The organism is Ruegeria sp. CDSB086 (assembly GCF_059611065.1).
Window position 1 is genome coordinate 355,259 of record NZ_JBXWOV010000002.1, and the last position, 20,445, is coordinate 375,703.

General features: G+C 58.0%; 24 protein-coding genes. 14 read left to right on the forward strand and 10 right to left on the reverse strand.

Annotation, left to right across the window (positions count from 1 at the left end; translation table 11 throughout):
- Positions 1 to 210: 210 nt before the first annotated feature.
- A complete protein-coding gene (locus tag AC2FIO_RS05390) occupies positions 211 to 789 on the forward strand; it encodes a thymidine kinase (protein WP_496696141.1) in 579 nt (192 codons plus the stop codon).
- Here the strand turns inward: AC2FIO_RS05390 and AC2FIO_RS05395 are convergent.
- The 5 genes from AC2FIO_RS05395 to AC2FIO_RS05415 all read right to left on the reverse strand — a co-directional run bounded on the left by AC2FIO_RS05395 (position 786) and on the right by AC2FIO_RS05415 (position 3,981).
- On the reverse strand, positions 786 to 1,736 hold the full coding sequence (locus AC2FIO_RS05395) for a 2-hydroxyacid dehydrogenase (protein ID WP_496696143.1): 951 nt from the start codon (positions 1,734 to 1,736) through the stop codon (positions 786 to 788). The two genes, AC2FIO_RS05390 and AC2FIO_RS05395, sit on opposite strands and share 4 nt — an antisense overlap.
- Positions 1,736 to 2,074, reverse strand: a complete 339-nt coding sequence (locus tag AC2FIO_RS05400; protein ID WP_282118993.1) for a tRNA-binding protein — start codon at positions 2,072 to 2,074, stop codon at positions 1,736 to 1,738. Before AC2FIO_RS05400 ends, AC2FIO_RS05395 begins: the two co-directional genes overlap by 1 nt.
- Positions 2,067 to 2,882 (reverse strand): pyrroline-5-carboxylate reductase, encoded by an 816-nt coding sequence (proC, locus tag AC2FIO_RS05405; protein WP_496696145.1) that lies wholly within the window; start codon positions 2,880 to 2,882, stop codon positions 2,067 to 2,069. Before proC ends, AC2FIO_RS05400 begins: the two co-directional genes overlap by 8 nt.
- 36 nt (positions 2,883 to 2,918) lie before the next feature.
- Entirely contained in the window at positions 2,919 to 3,419 is a 501-nt protein-coding gene (locus tag AC2FIO_RS05410) for a type III secretion system chaperone family protein (RefSeq protein ID WP_058275545.1), read from the reverse strand.
- A 313-nt stretch (positions 3,420 to 3,732) separates the two neighbouring features.
- On the reverse strand, positions 3,733 to 3,981 hold the full coding sequence (locus AC2FIO_RS05415; protein ID WP_108859295.1) for an accessory factor UbiK family protein: 249 nt from the start codon (positions 3,979 to 3,981) through the stop codon (positions 3,733 to 3,735).
- Positions 3,982 to 4,078: 97 nt separating this feature from the next.
- Between AC2FIO_RS05415 and lgt the strand changes: the two genes are divergently transcribed.
- The 4 genes from lgt to AC2FIO_RS05435 all read left to right on the forward strand — a co-directional run bounded on the left by lgt (position 4,079) and on the right by AC2FIO_RS05435 (position 8,298).
- On the forward strand, positions 4,079 to 4,966 hold the full coding sequence (gene lgt, locus AC2FIO_RS05420; RefSeq protein ID WP_109313258.1) for a prolipoprotein diacylglyceryl transferase: 888 nt from the start codon (positions 4,079 to 4,081) through the stop codon (positions 4,964 to 4,966).
- On the forward strand, positions 4,963 to 6,030 hold the full coding sequence (locus AC2FIO_RS05425; protein WP_496696148.1) for a class I SAM-dependent methyltransferase: 1,068 nt from the start codon (positions 4,963 to 4,965) through the stop codon (positions 6,028 to 6,030). The genes lgt and AC2FIO_RS05425 overlap by 4 nt, the downstream gene beginning before the upstream one ends.
- Positions 6,027 to 6,785 carry a peptidoglycan editing factor PgeF gene (gene pgeF, locus AC2FIO_RS05430; protein ID WP_282118989.1) on the forward strand — a complete coding sequence of 253 codons (759 nt, stop codon included), beginning with the start codon at positions 6,027 to 6,029 and terminating at the stop codon, positions 6,783 to 6,785. Before AC2FIO_RS05425 ends, pgeF begins: the two co-directional genes overlap by 4 nt.
- A 730-nt stretch (positions 6,786 to 7,515) precedes the next feature.
- Positions 7,516 to 8,298 carry a Hint domain-containing protein gene (locus AC2FIO_RS05435; protein ID WP_282119210.1) on the forward strand — a complete coding sequence of 261 codons (783 nt, stop codon included), beginning with the start codon at positions 7,516 to 7,518 and terminating at the stop codon, positions 8,296 to 8,298.
- Between the two features lie 117 nt (positions 8,299 to 8,415).
- Here AC2FIO_RS05435 and AC2FIO_RS05440 read toward each other — a convergent pair whose 3' ends face one another.
- Positions 8,416 to 8,916, reverse strand: coding sequence for an Lrp/AsnC family transcriptional regulator (locus AC2FIO_RS05440; RefSeq protein WP_058275538.1), 501 nt, complete (start codon positions 8,914 to 8,916; stop codon positions 8,416 to 8,418).
- Positions 8,917 to 9,142: 226 nt separating this feature from the next.
- Here AC2FIO_RS05440 and trxB point away from each other — a divergent pair, with 226 nt between their 5' ends.
- The 5 genes from trxB to AC2FIO_RS05465 all read left to right on the forward strand — a co-directional run bounded on the left by trxB (position 9,143) and on the right by AC2FIO_RS05465 (position 15,181).
- Positions 9,143 to 10,084 carry a thioredoxin-disulfide reductase gene (trxB, locus tag AC2FIO_RS05445; RefSeq protein ID WP_496696150.1) on the forward strand — a complete coding sequence of 314 codons (942 nt, stop codon included), beginning with the start codon at positions 9,143 to 9,145 and terminating at the stop codon, positions 10,082 to 10,084.
- Between the two features lie 4 nt (positions 10,085 to 10,088).
- Positions 10,089 to 10,565: an RES family NAD+ phosphorylase gene (locus AC2FIO_RS05450; RefSeq protein WP_496696152.1), complete on the forward strand. Its 477-nt coding sequence runs from the start codon at positions 10,089 to 10,091 to the stop codon at positions 10,563 to 10,565.
- Positions 10,566 to 10,616: 51 nt separating this feature from the next.
- Positions 10,617 to 12,287, forward strand: coding sequence for an adenylate/guanylate cyclase domain-containing protein (locus tag AC2FIO_RS05455; protein ID WP_496696154.1), 1,671 nt, complete (start codon positions 10,617 to 10,619; stop codon positions 12,285 to 12,287).
- Between the two features lie 206 nt (positions 12,288 to 12,493).
- On the forward strand, positions 12,494 to 14,212 hold the full coding sequence (locus AC2FIO_RS05460) for a bifunctional sulfate adenylyltransferase/adenylylsulfate kinase (RefSeq protein WP_496696156.1): 1,719 nt from the start codon (positions 12,494 to 12,496) through the stop codon (positions 14,210 to 14,212).
- Positions 14,213 to 14,323: 111 nt separating this feature from the next.
- On the forward strand, positions 14,324 to 15,181 hold the full coding sequence (locus tag AC2FIO_RS05465) for a hypothetical protein (RefSeq protein ID WP_472723132.1): 858 nt from the start codon (positions 14,324 to 14,326) through the stop codon (positions 15,179 to 15,181).
- Here the strand turns inward: AC2FIO_RS05465 and AC2FIO_RS05470 are convergent.
- From AC2FIO_RS05470 to AC2FIO_RS05485, 4 genes are all read right to left on the reverse strand, one after another.
- Positions 15,178 to 16,047, reverse strand: coding sequence for a hypothetical protein (locus AC2FIO_RS05470; protein WP_496696157.1), 870 nt, complete (start codon positions 16,045 to 16,047; stop codon positions 15,178 to 15,180). The genes AC2FIO_RS05465 and AC2FIO_RS05470 overlap by 4 nt on opposite strands.
- Positions 16,044 to 16,931, reverse strand: a complete 888-nt coding sequence (locus AC2FIO_RS05475) for a PhzF family phenazine biosynthesis protein (protein WP_496696159.1) — start codon at positions 16,929 to 16,931, stop codon at positions 16,044 to 16,046. Before AC2FIO_RS05475 ends, AC2FIO_RS05470 begins: the two co-directional genes overlap by 4 nt.
- A gap of 95 nt (positions 16,932 to 17,026) precedes the next feature.
- Positions 17,027 to 17,251 (reverse strand): DUF1150 family protein, encoded by a 225-nt coding sequence (locus tag AC2FIO_RS05480; RefSeq protein WP_058275531.1) that lies wholly within the window; start codon positions 17,249 to 17,251, stop codon positions 17,027 to 17,029.
- Between the two features lie 5 nt (positions 17,252 to 17,256).
- The gene (locus AC2FIO_RS05485; RefSeq protein WP_058275530.1) at positions 17,257 to 17,670 is read right to left on the reverse strand and encodes an Hsp20 family protein; all 414 of its coding nucleotides are present in this window, start codon (positions 17,668 to 17,670) and stop codon (positions 17,257 to 17,259) included.
- 164 nt (positions 17,671 to 17,834) lie between these two features.
- On the opposite strand from AC2FIO_RS05485, the gene AC2FIO_RS05490 reads away from it, so the two are divergent.
- The 4 genes from AC2FIO_RS05490 to AC2FIO_RS05505 all read left to right on the forward strand — a co-directional run bounded on the left by AC2FIO_RS05490 (position 17,835) and on the right by AC2FIO_RS05505 (position 20,444).
- Positions 17,835 to 18,059, forward strand: a complete 225-nt coding sequence (locus AC2FIO_RS05490) for a YdcH family protein (RefSeq protein WP_058275529.1) — start codon at positions 17,835 to 17,837, stop codon at positions 18,057 to 18,059.
- Between the two features lie 77 nt (positions 18,060 to 18,136).
- The gene (gene purE, locus AC2FIO_RS05495) at positions 18,137 to 18,622 is read left to right on the forward strand and encodes a 5-(carboxyamino)imidazole ribonucleotide mutase (protein ID WP_472723129.1); all 486 of its coding nucleotides are present in this window, start codon (positions 18,137 to 18,139) and stop codon (positions 18,620 to 18,622) included.
- Positions 18,619 to 19,377, forward strand: coding sequence for an NAD(P)-binding domain-containing protein (locus AC2FIO_RS05500; RefSeq protein WP_496696162.1), 759 nt, complete (start codon positions 18,619 to 18,621; stop codon positions 19,375 to 19,377). Before purE ends, AC2FIO_RS05500 begins: the two co-directional genes overlap by 4 nt.
- Entirely contained in the window at positions 19,377 to 20,444 is a 1,068-nt protein-coding gene (locus AC2FIO_RS05505) for a 5-(carboxyamino)imidazole ribonucleotide synthase (protein ID WP_496696164.1), read from the forward strand. Before AC2FIO_RS05500 ends, AC2FIO_RS05505 begins: the two co-directional genes overlap by 1 nt.
- Position 20,445 lies beyond the last annotated feature (1 nt).

The window sequence follows — 20,445 nt, forward strand, 5'->3', positions numbered from 1 at the left end:
CATTTAATGCCGGTAATGAGTGATTGCGGGTCGGTATTCTTGTCCCGCTACGGTTAGGCCGCATGTTGGCCGACGGCGTCGCCGTTGTTGGGGCGGGGGGATCCATCCCCAATGGGCTAACGCTCGACCTCTGCAACGATAATGGCGACGTCGCTTTTTGAAGGCTATTGATGGCTTGCCCGAATTGGACAGGCGTTTTAGACCCAACCCATGGCAAAACTATACTTTAATTATTCGACGATGAACGCGGGAAAATCGACCGTGTTGCTGCAAGCCTCGCACAATTACCGTGAGAGGGGGATGGACACCTATTTGATGACCGCGGCCCTAGATGGCCGGGCCGGTGTTGGCAGGATTGCGTCGCGGATCGGCATATCGGCCGATGCGGACACGTTCACCGCCGAAACCGACGTTTTTGCGATGATTGAACAGCGCCTAAAAAAAGGGAACGTCACCTGCGTCTTTATTGATGAGGCGCAATTTCTGACCGAAGAGCAAGTCTGGCAATTGGCCCGCGCAGTGGATGACCTGCGGGTGCCTGTCCTTGCCTATGGCTTGCGCGTGGATTTTCAGGGCCACCTGTTTCCCGGCTCCGCTGCCTTGCTGGCGTTGGCGGACGAGATGCGCGAAGTGCGGACCATTTGCGAGTGTGGGCGCAAGGCCACGATGGTCATCCGTCAGGACGAAAACGGCAACGCCATTACCGAAGGCGCGCAGGTACAGATCGGCGGCAATGAAACCTATGTTTCGCTCTGCCGCAAACACTGGCGCGAGGCCGTCGGGCACTAGACCGGGTTCGGCAAAGATCGCCCCGCGACGAAAGCTGTAACGTTGTCCAGCGCTATATGCCCCATATCGGTGCGGACCTCTTCGGTCGCGGTGCCAAGATGGGGCAATATCGTCACATTCTCCATATCGCGCAAGGCCTGCGGAACGGTGGGTTCGAACTCATAAACATCAAGGCCCGCGCCTGCGATCTGACCGGATTGCAGGGCAGCGATCAGAGAGGATTCGTCCACAACTTCTCCACGCGCGATGTTGATCAAGATGCCCGAAGGTTTCATCGCCTCCAGCACCGGCGCATTGATCAGGTGGCGCGTTTGCGCACCGCCGGGCACGGCGAGCACCAGGAAATCGACGGCAGCGGCCAGTTCTTTCAGGTCGGGTATGTTTTCTGCGGGAAATTCCACCTCTTTCGGGCTGCGCGACTGGTACGCCACGTCCATCCCGAAACCAAAATGGCAACGCCACGCAATCGCCTGACCAATACGGCCCATCCCTACGATCCCAACGCGTTTTCCGGTCACGTGATGACCCAGCATTTGGGTCGGATGCCAGCCTTGCCATTTGCCCGAACGGACCAGCCGTTCACCCTCGCCCGCGCGACGCGCGGTCGACAACAGCAAGGTCATCGCGATGTCAGCAGTGGCATCGGTAACCGCACCGGGGGTGTTAGTGACCTGAATCCCTGCGGTCTGTGCGGCAGCGACGTCGATATGGTTGTACCCCACACCGAAATTGGCCAGCAGTTTACAGCGCGGCTGCGGCACTTCGGAGAAGATTGTGGCCGAAAACTGATCCCCCAGCGTCGGAACCACCACATCGAACTCAGCCAATGCGCGCCGCATTTCGTCGGGCGACATTGGCAGCGTGCTGCTGCGGATTTCGACGTCGAACTCGGCGCGGGCGCGCGCCTCGACAGCGGCGGTCATGGGGCGTGCGATCAAAAGTTTCATCAGTGCATCCGTCCGCCGGTTGGAACCTCGCCATCCGGACCGATCAGAACGATCTCGCCCTTGTCATCGGGCAGGCCCAGCACCAGAACCTCGGACATGAACTTGCCGATCTGGCGCGGCGGGAAATTGACAACGGCCATCACCTGTTTGCCCACCAGCGTCTCCGGATCGTAATGCGCCGTTATCTGGGCTGAGGTTCGGCGCTCGCCAATATCGTCACCAAAGTCGATCCACATCTTGATCGCGGGCTTACGGGCCTCAGGATAGGGTTCTGCCCGGATGACCTTGCCGACGCGGATGTCGACCTTCAGAAAATCGTCGAATGAAATCTCACTCACGGGACAGCTCCTTGGATCGGTCAGTTGCGGCCTTGACGGCGCGGTGCAGCAGGTCCGGGAAACCTTCTTCCTCATGCATCAGCACTTCAAGCGCGGCCTGCGTCGTACCATTGGGCGACGTTACGTTGACGCGCAGTTGCGAAGGGTCCTCGTCGGCCGCCATTGCCAAAGCTCCTGCCCCGGCCACCGTGGATTTGGCCAGCTTCATCGCCAGATCGTGCGGCAGACCCTGAGCCTGCCCGGCAGCGGCCAGCGTTTCGATCAGATGAAAGACATAAGCCGGACCAGAGCCACTAAGACCTGTCACCGCATCCATCTGCGATTCTTCCTCAAGGCGAATTGTGTCACCGATGGCGGACAGCAGGTTTTCGGCAAGAGAAACATCAGCATCCGATGCAGCCAAATTGCCAATCAGCGCCGTGATTCCCTGCCGGATTGCTGCCGGAGTGTTCGGCATGGCGCGCACGATCGGAGTGCCTTCGCCCAGTACATTCTCGAAGGTTGCAATAGACGTACCCGCAGCGACCGAGACGAAAAGGCTACCGCCACCGCCCAGCGCCTTGATCGATGGCAGCGCATCGCCCATCATTTGCGGCTTGACGGCAACCAGCACGACCGCCGGGGCCTCGGGTAATGGAGTGTTGATATTGACGCCCTGCGCCTTCAGCCATTCTGAGGGGTACGGATCAATCACCCAGACAGCTGACGCAGGAAGGCCATGCTCCAGCCAACCGGCGAGCATGGCCGAACCCATCTTGCCGCACCCCAGAAGAACCAGCCCCTGCTCGGCGACGCGTGACATGTCCATGATTGCCCCTCTCCTTATCCGGTTTGGGGCAAAGCTTTACGCGCGGCCGTAGGCCTCTGCAATGGCGACCTGCATTGCATCCTCGGGATCGCGGTTGCCCCAGGTGACCAGTTGGATCGCGGGGTAATAGCGCTCGGCGCTCAGAACCGCAGCGGTGATCATCGTGTCGATCTGCTCCGGGCTGGCCATCTGGCCACCCGCTAGAACCAAACCATACCTGTAGACCATCAGCTTTTGATTGGCCCAGTAGGTGAACGCCCCTGCCCAGCACTGATCGTTCATCTTGTTGAGCAGCTCATAAAGCACGTTTTCACGCTCGGAAGGCGGCTCCATTTCGAAAGAACACACCATGCGGAGCGTTTCGTCATAGTTGGACCAGGCCAAGGTGATCGAATAGGTGCGCCACTGTCCTTCGACAGCCATGGCAATCTGATCATCCCCGATCCGGTCGAAATCCCAGTCGTGGTGTTCGGCAAGATGTTCAACAATGTCGATTGGATGAAGGTCTTCTTCGAGAAACTGTTCGGAAAGGGCCATAATGCCACCTCACTAATCTCTAGCCTTTTAGGGGCTGGCAGCGCCCCAGCGCTAGTTGCTTGCTCTACAAGCCGGGCTTCCCCAGTCTGCCTGTACTAGATATGGTGCGCCGCGGGCAGGGATCTGGCAACCCTATTTGTTGGGGATAACAGCAATAAGTTGTGGACAGTCAGCAACGGCGATCAAAATATTGGTGCTACCGCCAGCTTTGTCTTGATTAAATTTGGTAAGGCGTCAGAATACACAACACCGCACAATCCCAGCGTGGATTGCGCGGCGGTTTTCTTTTTTCAAAATCTCGAGTGTGCGGAACTTATTTGTCCAGTTTGGCTTCAAGCGCCGCAATGCGCGCCTCAAGTGCGGCGTTCTCTTCGCGCGCTTTCTGGGCCATGGCGCGCACAGCATCAAACTCTTCGCGCGTGACGAAATCGCGGTCGGCCAGCCAGCGGTCGATCATCGACTTCATCGCGTTTTCGGCCTCGTCCTTCGCGCCTTGGGCCACGCCCATGGCATTGGTCATCAGTTGGGAAACGTCATCAAGAATCTTGTTACGGGTTTGCATGGCTTTACTCCGGTATCGCGGTTGGTCTCTATATGGGTAAAGAATGGCCCGGGCTCAAGGTTGACTTGCCCCGCTAACCCCGGGCAATGAGACGCACATGCAGGCTGTTCTGAATTTCCCCGACCTTTCGCCCGAAGTTTTCTCGATCTCGCTGTTCGGGATGGAGTTCGCACTTAGATGGTACGCGCTGGCCTATATCGCCGGTATTCTGATCGCATGGCGATTGGGTACTGCGGCGCTGAAGCGTCCGGCCCTTTGGCCTGATCAAACACCACCGATGAAACCGCAGCAACTAGAGGATCTGATCACCTGGATCATCCTTGGGGTGATTCTCGGCGGGCGACTGGGGTTCGTTCTGTTTTATCAACCGGCCTATTACTTATCGCATCCACTAGAGATTTTGATGATCTGGCAGGGCGGCATGGCCTTCCATGGTGGTTTGCTGGGGGTTGTCGTTGCGTCCTATCTCTATGCTCGGCGTTACCAGGTGCCGGTATTGTCTTTGGCTGATCTGATCGCACATGCTGTGCCGCCCGGGCTGTTGTTAGGGCGGTTGGCGAACTTCACTAATGCCGAGCTTTGGGGGCGACCCAGCGACGTTCCATGGGCGGTGATCTTTCCAGGTGGTGCCGCACAGGACTGCCCGGGTGTTGTGGCCGGGATGTGTGCCAGACACCCTTCTCAACTTTATGAAGCCGCACTGGAAGGTTTGTTGCTGGGCGCACTTTTGCTGTGGATGGCCTATCGACGTGGGGCGTTTCACAAGCCCGGTCTGGTGATGGGTGTATTTTTGGCAGGTTATGGTGCCTCGCGTTTCATTGTTGAGTTCTTTCGTCAGCCTGACGCACAGTTCGTCTCGGCCGGGAATCCGCTGGGGCTGGCATGGCACGTGGGTGGTTATGGCCTGACCATGGGGCAAATGCTGTCGCTGCCAATGATCGCGCTTGGCCTGTGGTTTGCGCTGCGCGCGCGACGCACTCAATGAACCTTAAGGATCACCTACTGGCGCAAATTGCGCTGAATGGCCCGATGAGCGTGGCCGATTTCATGACTGAATGCCTGCTGAACCCTAAGTTCGGGTATTACACCACCCGTGATCCGCTAGGCGCGCAGGGGGATTTCATTACCGCCCCGGAAGTCAGCCAGATGTTCGGAGAGTTGATCGGGCTTGCACTGGCGCAAAGCTGGATGGATCAGGACAAGCCGGACAGATTCATTCTAGCAGAGCTGGGACCGGGTCGCGGCACCCTGATGGCGGATATCCTGCGCGCAACCAGCAGCGTATCCGGGTTTCACGAGGCCGCAGAAATTGTTTTGTTCGAAGCTTCCCCTGCCCTGCGGGACAGACAGGCGCAATCGCTGAGCGGTCACAACCCGCGTTGGATCGATATGCTCACAGACCTCCCCGATGCACCCCTGTTTCTGGTGGCGAACGAATTTTTTGATGCCCTGCCAGTCCGCCAATTCATACGTGACGGCGATGGCTGGTGCGAACGTCTGATCGGTGTGCAGGGCGAATCGCTGACGTATGGGCTGGGGCCGAACACAGCTCAGGTCGCGCTAACGGATCGCATGATAGACACCCAAGATGGCGATCTGGTTGAACTCTGCGCGGCCGCAATTCCGATCCTGACCGTGATCGCCGGGCGGATCGCCACTTATGGCGGGGCGGGTCTGATCGTGGATTACGGTGACTGGCATTCGCTGGGCGACACGTTTCAAGCTTTGCAATCACATGAACGTGTTGATCCCCTGCAAGCTCCGGGTCGGGCGGATCTGACCGCGCATGTAGATTTCGAGCCCCTTGCTATAGCCGCACGGGCCGCCGGTAGCGCCCATACAAAGCTGACACCTCAGGGCATGTTTCTGGAACGGTTGGGCATCACGGCCCGCGCACAGGCGCTGGCTGCGCCACTCGGCGGGTCTGAGCTTGAGACGCTCATTGCTGCACATCGCCGGTTGACGCATCCCGAGGAAATGGGAAATCTGTTCAAAGTACTGGGTCTCTATCCTTCTTACGCTGCACCTCCACCGGGACTGGAACCATGACATTGGAAATTCTGACCTCGGACGTCTTATCGCCTGTCCGCCACGGGTTCTTCAGCCGTCGGGGCGGTGCGTCTTCCGGAATATTCGCGGGTTTGAACTGCGGCTATGGCTCGTCGGACCAAACCGAAGCGGTAGCAGTGAACCGTCAGCGCGTGGCCGCCGCGATGGAAGTCAGCCCAGACGCTTTGGTTGGCGTGCATCAAGTGCATTCCCCAACTGTTCTGACGGTGGACGCTCCGATAAATGGCGACAAACCCAAAGCGGATGCGGTTGTCACCGCAACCCCGGGACTGGCACTGACGATTCTGACAGCGGATTGCCAACCGGTCCTGTTTGCCGATTCTGACGCGAATGTGATCGGGGCTGCGCATGCCGGGTGGCGCGGTGCTTTGGACGGTGTATTGGAGGCAACCCTGGACGCGATGGAGGCATTGGGCGCAAAGCGGGAAAACACCGTGGCTGTCATTGGTCCTACGATTTCTCAAAACGCCTATGAGGTCGGTCCAGATTTTCTGGATGAATTCGCGGCGGATTCGCCCGAAAACCTCAGGTTCTTTGCGAATGGCAATGGGGATCGGCTGCAGTTCGACCTGCCCGCCTTTGGTCTGCACAAATTGCGGCAAGCCGGGGTGGGTGAGGCCGAATGGACGCGGCACTGCACCTATTCGGACCCGGACAGGTTTTATTCCTACCGCCGCTCCACCCACGCGAAAGAAGCCGATTATGGCCGCCTGATTTCCGCCATAAAATTATAGGGCTCGTCCCAAATGTGGCAAAAACGCCGCTTTTTTGCCACATTTGTTGTGTCTGTTTGAGTCGAGACATTTTGATTTTTATTGTCCGTACTCAGGTGTTTATCAAACGATTATCCAGCAGTGCGAGGCATTCCGAAAGAAGAGGATCTGCTGACTTTCAACTTTGCTGCTTTAACCCCGGATCAGCCTTATCGGTGCCGTATTGACGCATCACAGTGATCCGACAAGGGAAACCGGGTGTTCACCCCGATACGAGCAGGAATAATAACATGAAGGTTAAATCTCGCTTTCTTAGCGCCGTTGTTGCGGCGACGCGAGAGCAGGCACCGGAAATGCCGTGGAAACGGGTTTCCAGTACTTCGGTCAGGGTCGCGCGCCGCTTGGCACGCCAACGCTGACCAAAAGCCCAAGGAACCATGCTGCCGGTTCCAAGGGTCAAGACGCACATCGGAGGGGTGCTCCGGGCCGATGTGTAACTAACCGCTGAAATTTCCAGCGGCCATGTTCAGGGGTGTGTGTGCGCAGGTAATTTCCGCCTGCGTTTTAGTGAGTTTGTCTGGGGGGTCAGTGTGTTGACCAAAGAAAAGCGGAAATTTATCGCGTCGCGACGCCGGAATGGCGTGCGCATAATGGTCGCTCTCTCTCTAAAGACAAAGAAAACGCCGGTCAGGTTGCCCTGTACGGAGGGCTTTACCCGTCTGAACGGTATTTTAGAGGGGACGGAATGAAAATGACAATTCCACATTCCTTGACGCGCGCAGCCAGAAACGCGGTCGAAACTTCGGCCATGCTGCGCGAAATTCCGAGGACAAACGCAAGACCAAAGGCCCAGTTGCGGCGCTATGAGGTCAGTACCTTGATGCCAAACGGAGATGTTTCGCAAACGCGCCACATCGCTCCGGCATTGCCCATGTTCGAAGACGCCTTTTGTGCCTTTACACGCGGATCCCTGGTGGAAACCGAAAACGGCCCATTGGCGATCGAAGATCTGCTGCCGGGCGACTTGGTTCTGACACAGGATGGCGCGCTGCAGACCGTGTTGTGGAAGGGGTCGGTGACCCTGATTCCCGGACGCGTGGATTCGCGTGGTCGAACACGCCCGCTAACTCGGATCATGGCCGATACATTTGGAATGCAAAAGCCGCTGTCCGGCGTAATCGCGGGACCCGCAGCACGTCTGCTAGGCGCACCTGCGCATCTGCGCCATTTGCACGAGGGGGCCGAAATTCTGACCCCTGTCCATGAGTTCCAGGACGGTATGAGTGTGATCGAAACGCTGCCGCCGACACCGATTGAACTGTTTCACATCTGCCTGAAACGTCACTCGGTCATAAAGGTCGACGGCCTGCAATTCGAATCCTACCATCCGGGTGTCAACGCCGCGCGTCAGGTCAGCCGATCGCTCAGGTCGATCTACCTGAACTTGTTCGCGCATATCGAATCGCTGAACGATTTTGGCCCGCTGGTTTTGCCACGCGCCGGAGACGGTGAGATAGATGCGCTTACGGCCTGAAAACAAAAAACTAACTGCAGTGTGGGGGCATTATGCAGCTGATAATTAGTTGGGTTCTATCATTGACGGTCGCAGCATTTCTGCCGCCGTCAAAATCGCATCAAAAGCGAATGATGTTCACGCCGTCCGGTTCATTCGTTCTTCCAGAACGTCGAAGGGAACGCCGGGTTCGTCCTTGGCGCCGCGAATAACCAGCGATGTTTTTACGCTGGCTACATTGGGCGTAGTCAGCAGCTCGCCCGTCAGAAACTGCTGAAAACTGCTCAGGTCGGGGGCGACGCATTTCAGGATAAAATCCACCTCGCCGTTCAACATGTGGCATTCCCGAACCAGCGGCCATTCGCGGCAGCGTTCCTCAAATGCGTTAAGTTCGGATTCGGCCTGGCTTTCCAACCCCACCATGGCAAAGACCTGAACCTCGAACCCCAACTCGCGTGAGTTCACATCGGCATGGTAGCCGCGAATAAGCCCGGATTCTTCCAACGTACGCACGCGCCGCAGGCAAGGCGGCGCTGAAATACCTACGCGTTTTGCCAACTCGACATTGGTCATGCGACCGTCTGCCTGCAATTCTGCCAAAATCTTGCGGTCAATCTCATCCAGCCGTATCGCGACCATGAAATGCTCCTAATTTTTCGGTTGTTATATCAGCACCCGACCAATGCGCAATTATCTTTCGCACCTGCGCAATATTCTATATTTTCAATGTTCTTTTTTTGGGCACCTTGCCGCAAATGCATGGCTGCCTGTCAAAAGGTTGGGGGTTTAAGCCCTGCGCGACGCTCGCTATATCCATCCGTCAGGGGCCACGCGCCCCAATCAGGCAGATCGAGTTGGGGGTACTATGGCCGAAACACGACACACCAGGGTTCTGATCATCGGATCGGGACCGGCCGGTTACACGGCCGGCGTTTATGCAAGCCGCGCGATGCTGGAGCCGATTCTGGTTCAGGGCATCGAGCCGGGTGGCCAGCTGACCACAACGACCGAGGTCGAAAACTGGCCCGGAGACACCGAGGTTCAAGGCCCCGACCTGATGGTGCGCATGCAAGACCATGCCAAGGCGATGGGCTGCGAGGTCATCGGTGACATCATCAACGATCTGGACCTCAGCAAACGCCCGTTCACCGCAACCGGCGACAGCGGCACTGTTTACACAGCAGATGCCGTCATTCTGGCCACCGGCGCGCGCGCCAAATGGCTGGGTCTGCCGTCGGAAGAGAAATTTAAGGGCTTTGGCGTTTCGGCTTGCGCGACCTGCGACGGCTTCTTTTATCGCGGACAAGAAATCGTGGTCATCGGTGGCGGCAACACCGCCGTCGAAGAGGCGCTGTTTCTGACCAATTTTGCCAGCAAGGTCACTTTGATCCATCGTCGTGATGAGCTGCGCGCGGAAAAGATCCTGCAGGACCGGCTGCTGAAGCATGAAAAAATCGAACCCCTGTGGTTCCACGAGTTGGAAGAAGTGACCGGCACCGATGCCCCGCTGGGCGTCGAAGGTGTGCGGGTCAAAAACGTGAAGACCGGCGAGATTACCGAGATCCCCTGCAAAGGCGTTTTTGTCGCGATCGGACACGCACCTGCCAATGAACTGGTCAAGGACTCACTGGAAAGCCATATGGGCGGCTATGTCGTGACCAAGCCAGGTTCGACCGAGACCTCGGTGCCGGGTGTTTTTGCCGCCGGGGATCTGACGGACCACATCTACCGGCAGGCTGTGACCAGCGCCGGCATGGGATGCATGGCCGCACTGGACGCCGAGCGTTTCCTGGCCGAACAGGATTGATCTGATGCTGGAATTCTCTGGCCCGGCCTGGAGAATTCTCTTTCTGACGCAATTGAACGCCCCTTTGGCCCCTGCAAGGGCGCCGGAGGGGCGTTTTCATTACTCGGGGCAGACGGCGCTTTACGCATCGCTCAGCGCAGAAGGTGCCGGAGTTGCCATTCGGCGATATGTCTCGGCGGGCGATCCGCCACGGGTCTTACAACGGGCAACCGTGACAGGCGCAAAACTGGTCGACTTACGTGGACAGCGCGAGGCATCGGTCGTTTGGCAGGACATTCACGCCAAGCAGGGCACCTCGCCGACATGGAGGTTCTCGGACCGCGCGCGTGACGCAGGCGCTGACGGGTTGCTATACAGCTCACGCTCGCGCCCCGAACTCAGCCACATTGTCCTGTTCGACCCATCGCTTTCGCTGATCCGTGTGAATACGCCGCCAACGGATTGGACACCGCCCTACCCGCAACCTGCGCTTGACCGCTAAGCTGCAGCGTATCAGACTCGGCCTTAGGCGAGACCAACGCAGGTGATCTGATTGAAAACTGTTCTGTGGCAAGGCGGGTGGGCAACCCGGCTGAGGATCGGCAGCGGCCTAGTTCTGTTCGCCTTTGCGTTCTTTCACTTCATCAACATCGGCCTTGGTCTGTTTCACACGGACTACCTGCATGACATGCAGGATGCCCGGCATGTAATCACACGTCACGATGTCGGCAGCATAATACTCTATGCTGCTCTTTTGATTCACTCGGGGTTAGCCCTGTACTCGATCAGCCAGCGCCGGACTTTGCGCATGCCGTTCAGCACAGGGTTGCAGATGGTTCTGGGGTTGTTGATCCCATTGCAGCTGATCTCGCATATCGTGCAAACGCGTTATGCGAACACGGTCTACGATGTGAACGATGAAATGGGCTATATCATCGTTCTGATGTGGCCCAGCTACGCGGTCTGGATGCAAAGCCTGTTGTTGCTGGTGGTGTGGGTACATGGCTGTATCGGACTGCACATGTGGCTGCGGCTGACCCGCTGGTGGCCCAAACTGGTGCCATATCTGATTGGCCTGGCTGTGTTTGTTCCCACATTTGCCCTTGCCGGAGTGCTGACGGAAGGGCGCCGTATCTGGGCTGATTTTGCAGACCCGTTTTTGCGCGAACAATATATCGAGCATTACAACTGGCCCTCTCCCGAAGACTTCCAGCACCTGTTCAGCGTAAAAGACAATGCGCTCATGGCGTTCTGGGTGGCCCTTGGCGCATCCCTGGCGGTATTTGCGATCCGCAAGCTGTGGCGCCGCCGACATTCCGTGCGCGTCAAGTACGCTCAAGGCCCTGAGGTCGTTGCCGAAAAAGGGATGACCCTGCTTGAAATTTCCCAAGCCAACGGCATTCCACACACGGCGCTATGCGGTGGCAAAGGGCGCTGCACCACCTGCCGCGTGATTGTCGAGGCGGGCGGGGATCAACTGCCCGAACCTGGTGAGGTCGAAGCCCGAAGCCTAGCTGCGGTCAGCGCCCCGGCGGGTGCCCGGCTGGCATGTCAAATCCGACCGATGGCTCCGATCACAGCGTTTCGCATGTTCCGCCCAGATGGCGCCCGACACCGGGCACATGCAAGCCAGGGTCAGGAACGGCAATTGGCGGTCCTGTTTCTGGACATGCGCGGCTTTACCTCGCGCACCGCTGGCCAACTGCCCTACGACATCGTTTTCCTGCTAAACCGCTTTTTCGACGCCATCGTCCCCGCGATCACCGCCGAGGGCGGAGTGGTCGACAAATACATGGGCGACGGCCTGTTGGCCGTGTTCGAAACCAACGACGCCCAAAGCTCTGCTCGGGCAGGGATGAAAGCGGCCATTGATATCAGCCTTGCCTTGCAGCGTTTCAACCAGCAGCTGGAAACAGAGGGCAGCCCTCGGATCCGCATCGGAATGGGCCTGCATCTGGGGGACCTTGTTCTGGGTGAAATCGGTGCCGCGGGCCACGCCGCCCGTACAATCATCGGCGACACCGTAAACGTGGCCAGCCGGTTAGAGGCGGAAACCAAGAACTTGGGCTGCGAACTTTTGGTCTCGGAAGAGTTGTTGCTGGCGGCAGGATATGACGGCGATATGCGGCAGGTTCGCCCTTTCGACCTGCGTGGCGTGACGCGACCGATTCCCGCCCTGCCCGTCCCTAAAGCGGCGGATTTGAGCGCCAGTGCGGCTGCATAAGAACACTCGCCCTGAATTGGGTGGAATTGTTGCCCAACTCGGGAACCAGCTTCGCAGATTGCCACACAAACCGGAATATCCTTCCATTGCGTGAAAAAACCGCGCATATCGTCCTTTGTTTCACCAATGTATATGGACTTCACCCAAAAGCCGGGGCAAACGCCCCTTAATCAATGGCAAAGCAGCACTTTTACAAGAGTAATCCCATGACGATGTTAAGTAACCTGGCCCCGATCCCCGAATTGTTCGTGTCCTACGATTCAGCACAGAAACTGAAGGTGGAAGCCGCAGATCTGACCAGCTGGGACCTGAGCCCGCGCCAGATCTGTGATCTGGAACTGCTGATGAACGGCGGGTTCAACCCTCTCAAAGGTTTCCTAGGCGAGGCGGACTACGACAACGTCGTCGAGAACATGCGTCTGGCCGACGGCACACTGTGGCCGATGCCCATTACTCTGGACGTAGACGAGGCGTTCGCCGACAAAATCGAATTGGGCCAGGACATCGCTCTGCGTGATCAGGAAGGCGTCATTCTGGGCACCATGACAGTCACGGACCGCTGGACGCCTAACAAGGCACGCGAGGCCGAAAAAGTCTTTGGTGCAGATGACGACGCCCACCCGGCAGTGAACTATCTGCACAATGTGGCCGGCAAAGTTTATCTAGGCGGTCCTGTGGTCGGCATCCAGCAGCCGGTTCATTATGACTTCCGCGCGCGCCGCGACACTCCGAACGAGTTGCGCGCCTATTTCCGCAAGGTCGGCTGGCGGCGTATCGTTGCGTTCCAGACCCGCAACCCGCTGCACCGCGCGCACCAGGAACTGACGTTCCGCGCCGCGAAAGAGGCGCAGGCCAACCTGCTGATCCATCCGGTCGTGGGCATGACCAAACCTGGCGACGTCGACCACTTTACCCGCGTGCGCTGCTATGAGGCAGTGCTGGACAAATACCCGGCCTCGACCACATCAATGTCACTGTTGAATCTTGCAATGCGCATGGCCGGCCCGCGCGAAGCCGTCTGGCACGGGCTGATCCGCGCAAACCACGGCTGCACCCACTTTATCGTCGGTCGTGACCATGCAGGCCCGGGCAAGAACAGCCAGGGCGAAGATTTCTACGGCCCCTATGACGCGCAGGATCTGTTCCGCAAATACCAGGATGAGATCGGCGTCGAGATGGTCGATTTCAAACACATGGTCTATGTGCAGGAACGCGCGCAATACGAGCCGAACGATGAGATTTTGGACAAGGACAATGTCACTATCCTGAACATCTCGGGCACCGAGTTACGCCGTCGTCTAGCCGAAGGTCTGGAGATCCCGGAATGGTTCAGCTTTCCCGAGGTTGTCGCCGAATTGCGCAAGACCCGCCCACCGCGCAGCCAGCAGGGCTTTACTGTGTTCTTCACCGGCTTTTCGGGCTCGGGCAAATCCACCATCGCCAACGCGCTTATGGTCAAACTGATGGAGATGGGCGGCCGCCCGGTTACTTTGCTGGATGGTGACATCGTTCGGAAAAACCTGTCGTCCGAACTGGGCTTTTCGAAGGAACACCGCGACCTGAACATCCGCCGCATTGGCTATGTGGCCAGCGAGATCACCAAGAACGGCGGCATCGCAATCTGTGCCCCGATCGCGCCCTATGCCACGACCCGCCGTGCGGTCCGGGAAGAGATCGAACAATTCGGCGCCTTCTGCGAGGTTCACGTGGCCACCACCATTGAGGAATGCGAACGCCGCGACCGCAAGGGACTGTACAAGCTGGCCCGCGAAGGCAAGATCAAAGAGTTCACCGGAATCTCGGACCCTTATGATGTTCCCGCGGACCCCGAACTGAGCGTCGAGACCGAAAATGTCGAGGTCGACAACTGCGCCCATCAGGTTCTGCTGAAACTGGAAAGCATGGGTCTGATTGCAGCATCCTAATTGCTACAACGAACAAGCAAAGCGGCCAGCATTGGCCGCTTTTTTTGTTGGATTGACAAGCGCACGCTGCCTTGGTGCAAATGCAGACCCTAACCAAAACGCAATGTGCCCATGACCCGCGACCTGCCTGCAATTGCCAGTTTCTGGTTTGGTTCAGACTTGAGCTGGCTCGAGGCGTTATGCATTCAATCCTATCTGGATAACGGTCACCGGTTTATACTGTATACCGTGCATGACATCCAAGGCGTGCCTAGCGGCACCGAGATACGGCCCGCTTCTGATATCCTTTGGCCAGCGCCGTTTGATTTTCGACCGGAAGACCGGTTGGGGGTCGCAGTGTTTTCTGACATCTTTCGACTGCGGCTTATGCAGAAAACTCCGTTCATCTGGGTCGATCTGGATGCATATTGCGTCAGGCCATTCGACTTTTCTTCGACTTACGTTTTCGGGTCGTCGCAATCAGGCACCTTTCCCAACGGCGTCCTGCGGCTGCCGGAAGGTTCAGAGACACTGGCGTTATGGATTGACTTCGTGACCTCTGCCAACCCAACACAGCCCTGGCGCGGCGGTCGGCTGCTTCGACACAATCGCAGGCGCATCCGAAACGGTGAAACCTGGGGCATTGAAACACTGCCCTGGGGCAGCTCTGGCCCCAAGGCGCTGGAGTTCTTTCTGCGCCAGACTGGCGAAGACAGCCACGCGATGCAGCCGGAAGTGTTCTATCCTTTGGACAAGGATCAGCTATGGCAACTGCACGATCCGCGCATTTCCACGGCCGAGATCGAACGGGATAAGGTGCATTCAGTCCACATCTACGGACATCAGAAAAAGTTCATGGCAGGCAAAACCGCCGGGCTGCCGGTCAGCGGATCATATCTGCAGCGGCTTTGCCTTCGACATGGGATCGACGCCTCGGCGAATCCGATCTTGCCGGTGGGGTGGCTGGCCCCGCGGCCATCGCACCACTAGGCCGCGTTTATCTGTTCGCGCAGGGTCCGCACCGCACGGCCTTCAAAGTCACCGAACTCTGCCGCCTTGCTTTGCGCAGCTTTCAGATGCGGCAGGCGTTCGGCATAGTCGTCAGCGGACAGGCTGTTGATCGCGCGCTGAATGTCGGCCTCGGATTCGCAGAGGATCATACCGGCTGTGTCCATGAAGTCCCCTATATTCGGACACCCCCAATAGATCGGGACCGTTGAGCATAAGATCGCATCTGTCAGCTTTTCCGAGAAATAGTTCTTCTCGCGAACATTCTCGATCACAACGGAATAGCGATACGGGGCCAAGCCGTCGGATTTGCGGTCAAATGGCGTGTATCCCCGCCCCATGATATCAACGTCAGCACCCGTTTCCCGCACCCAGTCAATCACCGAATGGCGCAGTTGGTGCCCCTCCAGATCGCGTTTGGCTGAGGCAATGAGCGAGCAGGACTTCGTTTTCTCTACGTTGAGGTCACGCCAATCCGGCACCATCGTCACGCCGTAGGGCAGAAACACCGCATTGGGAAGGTTTCGCAACAGCACATCATGAAACGTCATCACCCGAAAGAACCGCCGCCATGTGTAGCGGAGCATCTTGTCGTGCTTGGCGTGAATGGCCGACGGTTCGCCCATCATCAGCGAAATCCGGGCGCGGGTGCCCCGGCGCAGGCGCAAATGCACGGTAGAATTGGGATACATAATCAGATGGTCGGTACGCTCAAGATCGCCAACTGTTTTGCCCATCAAGCGCTCGGGGCACCCTTCGGGCCAGATCAGATCGGACAATGGAACCGAAGCCAGTTTCGGCCCTATTCGATGCCCGTAAGGCAGGATGGCGATCGCGGGTTCGGTCATGACAGTTGCCCGGGAAAATTGACCTGACCGCGCATTAGAATATAGCCGCGACCCGCCACCTTGATACCGGTCATTGCATCGGCGGGTCCAACGCGTGTAACGGTCGCTTGGCCGGGGCGGTCCAAGTCGTGGCCCTGTTCTGCCGTAAACGTATCTTTGGGCATCAAACCATACTTCCACAGATAAGCTGCCATCGCCCCGGTTGCGGATCCCGTGAAGGGATCCTCGGGCGGGCTGGGCGGCAGCATCAACAGACGTGAGAATGTGTCGCCCGCCTCGGTCGCACCTTCCAGCGTCACAAGGAAGGGCTCGGCCATGTCCGACCCCGAATACCCGCCTGCTTCGATCACTTTTCGCAAAGGTTCTTCAACCAACTTCGCGGCGCGCAAGGCTTCATGATCACGCAAAACGGTGACACAAAAAGGCAACCCTGTGGATACCATCTGAGGTGGGGAGATGATCGCGCTTTCCGGCAGGCTGATGGCGGCGGCAACCAGATCGGCAGGAACCATCGCACCAAATTGCGGGGCAACCTGCGTCATCTCAATCTCATCACCATTGAGTTGGATGGAAACGATCCCTGCCCCGGTGTCCAGTGTCAGCGCATCCCCCTGAAACAGCCCACGCGACCGCATCGCCGCGACAGTGGCAATGGTTGGATGCCCCGCAAAAGGGATTTCACGGCTGGCCAGAAAATAGCGCACTTGGAAGTCGGCCACGTCAGACGGCCCGGTAAAGGTACATTCGACCAAGGACGTTTCGCGCACGTAAGCCGTGCAGACATCTTTGGGTAGGACGGCCCCACCATGCACCACGGCGCATCCATTGCCGCCAAAGGCGCGGTCGCTGAATGCGTCCACCCAGTCAAAATCAAACCAACTCATGTTTGGTGCCTCCGCCTGCGAACCCGTATTGGTTCGCATATCTCACCCGTGGGGCGGCGGATGTCACGGGAAAATCACACGCTGCGGGGGCCGATTTAGTGCACGGCCACCGGGGAAAAGTCATGTTCGCGCGCCAGAATAAAGGCCAGCTTGCGATCTGCGACCAGGGCCAGTTGCTGACCATCCGAGTCATGCACAGCGTAGAGCTGATCCAGATCACCAGCCTGTTCGCGCACTTCACGCGGCAGGTCAGCCACATCGACGGCTTTTACATAGACGATCCGGTCGCCTTCGGTGTTGATTTCAATCGGTGTATTCATTGCTCTTACCCCTTCCGTATATTGATTGTCTGAACCACGGTTTCAGGCACGGCGCGGGTCAGATCCACATGCAGCAGACCGTTTTCCATGATCGCCTCGCCCACCTCGACACCGTCCGCCAGCACAAACATGCGCTGGAACTGACGCGCCGCGATGCCGCGATGCAGAAAGATGCGCCCCTCGCTATCGTCGCGTTGACGGCCCCGGATCACCAGTTGGCGATCCTCGATGGTAATCGACAGGTCCTCTTCCGCAAAACCGGCAACTGCCAAGGTGATACGATAGGAAAAATCCGAGGTCTGTTCGATGTTATAGGGCGGGTATCCTTCGTTGCCGGCCTTTGCAGACCGCTCCAGAAGGCGTTCCAATTGCTCGAACCCCAAAAGATGCGGGTATGAGCCAAGAGTAAGTTTCGACACGTATTTTCGTCCTTTATTGCCAAAGCGACGTGTGGTGCGGTCCCGTTTTGGCAACCGCGTATGATAGAATATGGGAATATGCAGGGATGTCCACAAGGTCTGGCCGGATAAACCCTGACACACTATCTTGTGTGGAAAGCACCACAACAACAACCGAGTCGTCCATGAACGCGCCCACTGACATTTCAATGAAAACAGATGAAGTTCTTCGGGTCGAGCTGGAGGTATTTCGCCGCCAGCACCGCGATCTGGACGAAGCGATCGAGGCGCTGCAAGCGACGGGGACGTCGGATCAGTTAACGATCAAGCGGCTGAAAAAGCAGAAACTGCGCCTTAAGGACATCATTCGCCTGATCGAGGATCGTCTGACCCCGGATATCATCGCCTGAAGGCCCTGTACCGCATTGCCAGATAGGCCGATTTGGCTATAGTGCGCGCTCTTTCGGCAGGCAAGGGCGACAAGTGGATGAGCGATGTGAAAGTGGGGATCATCATGGGCAGCCAGTCGGACTGGCCCACGATGAAAGAAGCCGCAGACATTCTGGATGAACTGGGCATTGCGTATGAAAAACGCATCGTTTCGGCCCACCGCACCCCTGATCGCCTTTGGGACTATGGCAGAACCGCCGTTCAGCGCGGCCTGGATGTGATTATCGCGGGTGCGGGCGGTGCTGCGCATCTGCCTGGGATGATGGCCTCAAAAACCCGCGTGCCGGTGATCGGTGTGCCTGTGCAGACGCGGGCCCTGTCCGGCGTCGATTCGCTGTATTCCATTGTGCAGATGCCCAAAGGCTTTCCGGTGGCGACGATGGCTATCGGCTCGGCCGGTGGGGCCAATGCCGGGTTGATGGCGGCCGGTATCCTTGCTCTGCAAGACCCGGCGCTGGCTGATCGTCTGGATGCCTGGCGCGCGGCCCTTTCGGCCTCGATCCCCGAGGAACCGCAGGGATGAGCCGTATCGGCTTCATCGGAACCGGACATATTGCAGCCCCCATTGCGCGTTTTCTTGCGGCAAAAGGGCACGAGATCGCTGTGACAGAGCGCAACGCCACAGTCTCGGCCAAACTGAAAGCTGAACTGGATGTCGTGGTCGCGAACCCACAAGCGGTTCTTGACGCATCAGATGTCGTTTTTCTTTGCCTGCGCCCTCAAATCGCCCCGGAAGTTTTGGAACAGCTAAACTTTCGCTCGGATCAGCAGATCGTGTCAGTGATGGCGGCTGTATCGGTGGATCAGCTTGCTGCGTTATGCGCCCCCGCAACTGACTTTGTGCAAACGATCCCATTGGGTTTTCTTCAGCAAGGTGGATGCCCGCTTGCAGCGTTCGGAAACGACGCCTTGCTGGCTGAATTGTTCGAGCCCGAGAACCCGGTCGTCAAGGTATCCAACGAGGCCGCGCTGAATGCACATTTCGCCGTCTGCGCCATGGTCCCGGGCATTCTGGACGTGTTGGCAACGGGTGCCGAGTGGCTGGCCGAGCAAACGGGCGACGCGGATGCCTCAGAGTTTTATACGACACAGCTGCTATCCGGATTTCTGCACACAATGCAAACCGGGCAAGCCGGGCGTTTGGCCGAAGAACGGGACGCGCTGGCAACTGATGGAACACTCAGCCTGCAAATGACGCAGGCCTTGCATGCGGGCAACGCACATGATGCGCTGCGCTCGGCCCTGCAGGCGATTGGAAAAAGGTTGGAGACAGACTGATGACAGACATGCTTGCTCCGGGGGCGCGGATTGGAATTCTGGGCGGTGGCCAATTGGGCCGGATGTTGTCCGTAGCGGCGGCCCGGTTGGGCTTTGTAACCCACATCTTTGAGCCGGGAGCCAACCCACCCGCCGGTCAGGTGGCGGATCATGTGACGACTGCAGCTTATGATGACGCTGCGGCACTGAAGGCCTTTGCCGAGTCCGTCGATGTCATCACCTATGAATTCGAAAATATCCCGACCGAAGCGCTGGACCTGTTGGAAGCACATTGCCCTATCCATCCGGGGCGCGAGGCGCTGCGTGTCAGTCAAGATCGGCTGACCGAAAAGACTTTCCTTGCCGGGTTGGGTCTGAAAACAGCGCCGTTCGCCGACATCACCGATCTGAACAGCCTAAAGGCAGCGATTGACCAGATTGGCACGCCAGCCATCCTGAAAACACGTCGTTTCGGCTATGACGGCAAGGGACAGGCGCGGTTGCGCGGCCCCGAGGATGCCGAGGCCGCACTGGCCGATTTGGCAGGCGCGCCCGCAATCCTCGAAGGGTTCGTCAATTTCAGCCACGAGGTATCGGTCATCGCCGCCCGCAGCATCGATGGTCAAGTGTCCTGTTTCGACCCCGGTGAAAACGTGCACCGCGATGGCATCTTGCACACCACCACGGTACCCGCCCGCCTTGCCCCGGCGCAACGAACCGATGCTGTTCTTCTGGCCGCCAATATCTTGAACGCGCTAGATTACGTCGGTGTCATGGGTGTCGAACTGTTCGTCACGTCAGAAGGGTTGATCGTGAATGAGGTTGCGCCTCGGGTGCACAACTCGGGTCACTGGACACAGAATGGCTGCGCGGTGGATCAGTTTGAGCAACATATTCGCGCCGTAGCCGGTTGGCCGTTGGGCGACGGTCAACGCCATTCAGACGTGGTTATGGAGAACCTGATAGGCGACGATATGGACCGCGTGCCGGAATTGGCGCGGGAACGCGACGTTGCGCTTCATCTCTATGGCAAGGCTGAAGTCAAACCGGGCCGCAAGATGGCGCATTTTAACCGCATTACGCGGTAAC

Excerpts from the sequence above, each read along its gene's own strand:
- purE (WP_472723129.1), top strand. The coding sequence starts at position 18,137 with ATGAGCGATGTGAAAGTGGGGATCATCATGGGCAGCCAGTCGGACTGG.
- AC2FIO_RS05425 (WP_496696148.1), top strand. The coding sequence starts at position 4,963 with ATGAACCTTAAGGATCACCTACTGGCGCAAATTGCGCTGAATGGCCCG.
- lgt (WP_109313258.1), top strand. The coding sequence starts at position 4,079 with ATGCAGGCTGTTCTGAATTTCCCCGACCTTTCGCCCGAAGTTTTCTCG.
- AC2FIO_RS05475 (WP_496696159.1), bottom strand. The coding sequence starts at position 16,931 with ATGAGTTGGTTTGATTTTGACTGGGTGGACGCATTCAGCGACCGCGCC.
- AC2FIO_RS05490 (WP_058275529.1), top strand. The coding sequence starts at position 17,835 with ATGAACGCGCCCACTGACATTTCAATGAAAACAGATGAAGTTCTTCGG.
- AC2FIO_RS05500 (WP_496696162.1), top strand. The coding sequence starts at position 18,619 with ATGAGCCGTATCGGCTTCATCGGAACCGGACATATTGCAGCCCCCATT.
- AC2FIO_RS05450 (WP_496696152.1), top strand. The coding sequence starts at position 10,089 with ATGCTGGAATTCTCTGGCCCGGCCTGGAGAATTCTCTTTCTGACGCAA.
- proC (WP_496696145.1), bottom strand. The coding sequence starts at position 2,882 with ATGGACATGTCACGCGTCGCCGAGCAGGGGCTGGTTCTTCTGGGGTGC.
- AC2FIO_RS05470 (WP_496696157.1), bottom strand. The coding sequence starts at position 16,047 with ATGACCGAACCCGCGATCGCCATCCTGCCTTACGGGCATCGAATAGGG.
- AC2FIO_RS05480 (WP_058275531.1), bottom strand. The coding sequence starts at position 17,251 with ATGAATACACCGATTGAAATCAACACCGAAGGCGACCGGATCGTCTAT.
- AC2FIO_RS05390 (WP_496696141.1), top strand. The coding sequence starts at position 211 with ATGGCAAAACTATACTTTAATTATTCGACGATGAACGCGGGAAAATCG.
- AC2FIO_RS05415 (WP_108859295.1), bottom strand. The coding sequence starts at position 3,981 with ATGCAAACCCGTAACAAGATTCTTGATGACGTTTCCCAACTGATGACC.
- AC2FIO_RS05440 (WP_058275538.1), bottom strand. The coding sequence starts at position 8,916 with ATGGTCGCGATACGGCTGGATGAGATTGACCGCAAGATTTTGGCAGAA.
- trxB (WP_496696150.1), top strand. The coding sequence starts at position 9,143 with ATGGCCGAAACACGACACACCAGGGTTCTGATCATCGGATCGGGACCG.
- AC2FIO_RS05465 (WP_472723132.1), top strand. The coding sequence starts at position 14,324 with ATGACCCGCGACCTGCCTGCAATTGCCAGTTTCTGGTTTGGTTCAGAC.
- AC2FIO_RS05435 (WP_282119210.1), top strand. The coding sequence starts at position 7,516 with ATGACAATTCCACATTCCTTGACGCGCGCAGCCAGAAACGCGGTCGAA.
- AC2FIO_RS05460 (WP_496696156.1), top strand. The coding sequence starts at position 12,494 with ATGACGATGTTAAGTAACCTGGCCCCGATCCCCGAATTGTTCGTGTCC.
- AC2FIO_RS05505 (WP_496696164.1), top strand. The coding sequence starts at position 19,377 with ATGACAGACATGCTTGCTCCGGGGGCGCGGATTGGAATTCTGGGCGGT.
- AC2FIO_RS05395 (WP_496696143.1), bottom strand. The coding sequence starts at position 1,736 with ATGAAACTTTTGATCGCACGCCCCATGACCGCCGCTGTCGAGGCGCGC.
- pgeF (WP_282118989.1), top strand. The coding sequence starts at position 6,027 with ATGACATTGGAAATTCTGACCTCGGACGTCTTATCGCCTGTCCGCCAC.
- AC2FIO_RS05410 (WP_058275545.1), bottom strand. The coding sequence starts at position 3,419 with ATGGCCCTTTCCGAACAGTTTCTCGAAGAAGACCTTCATCCAATCGAC.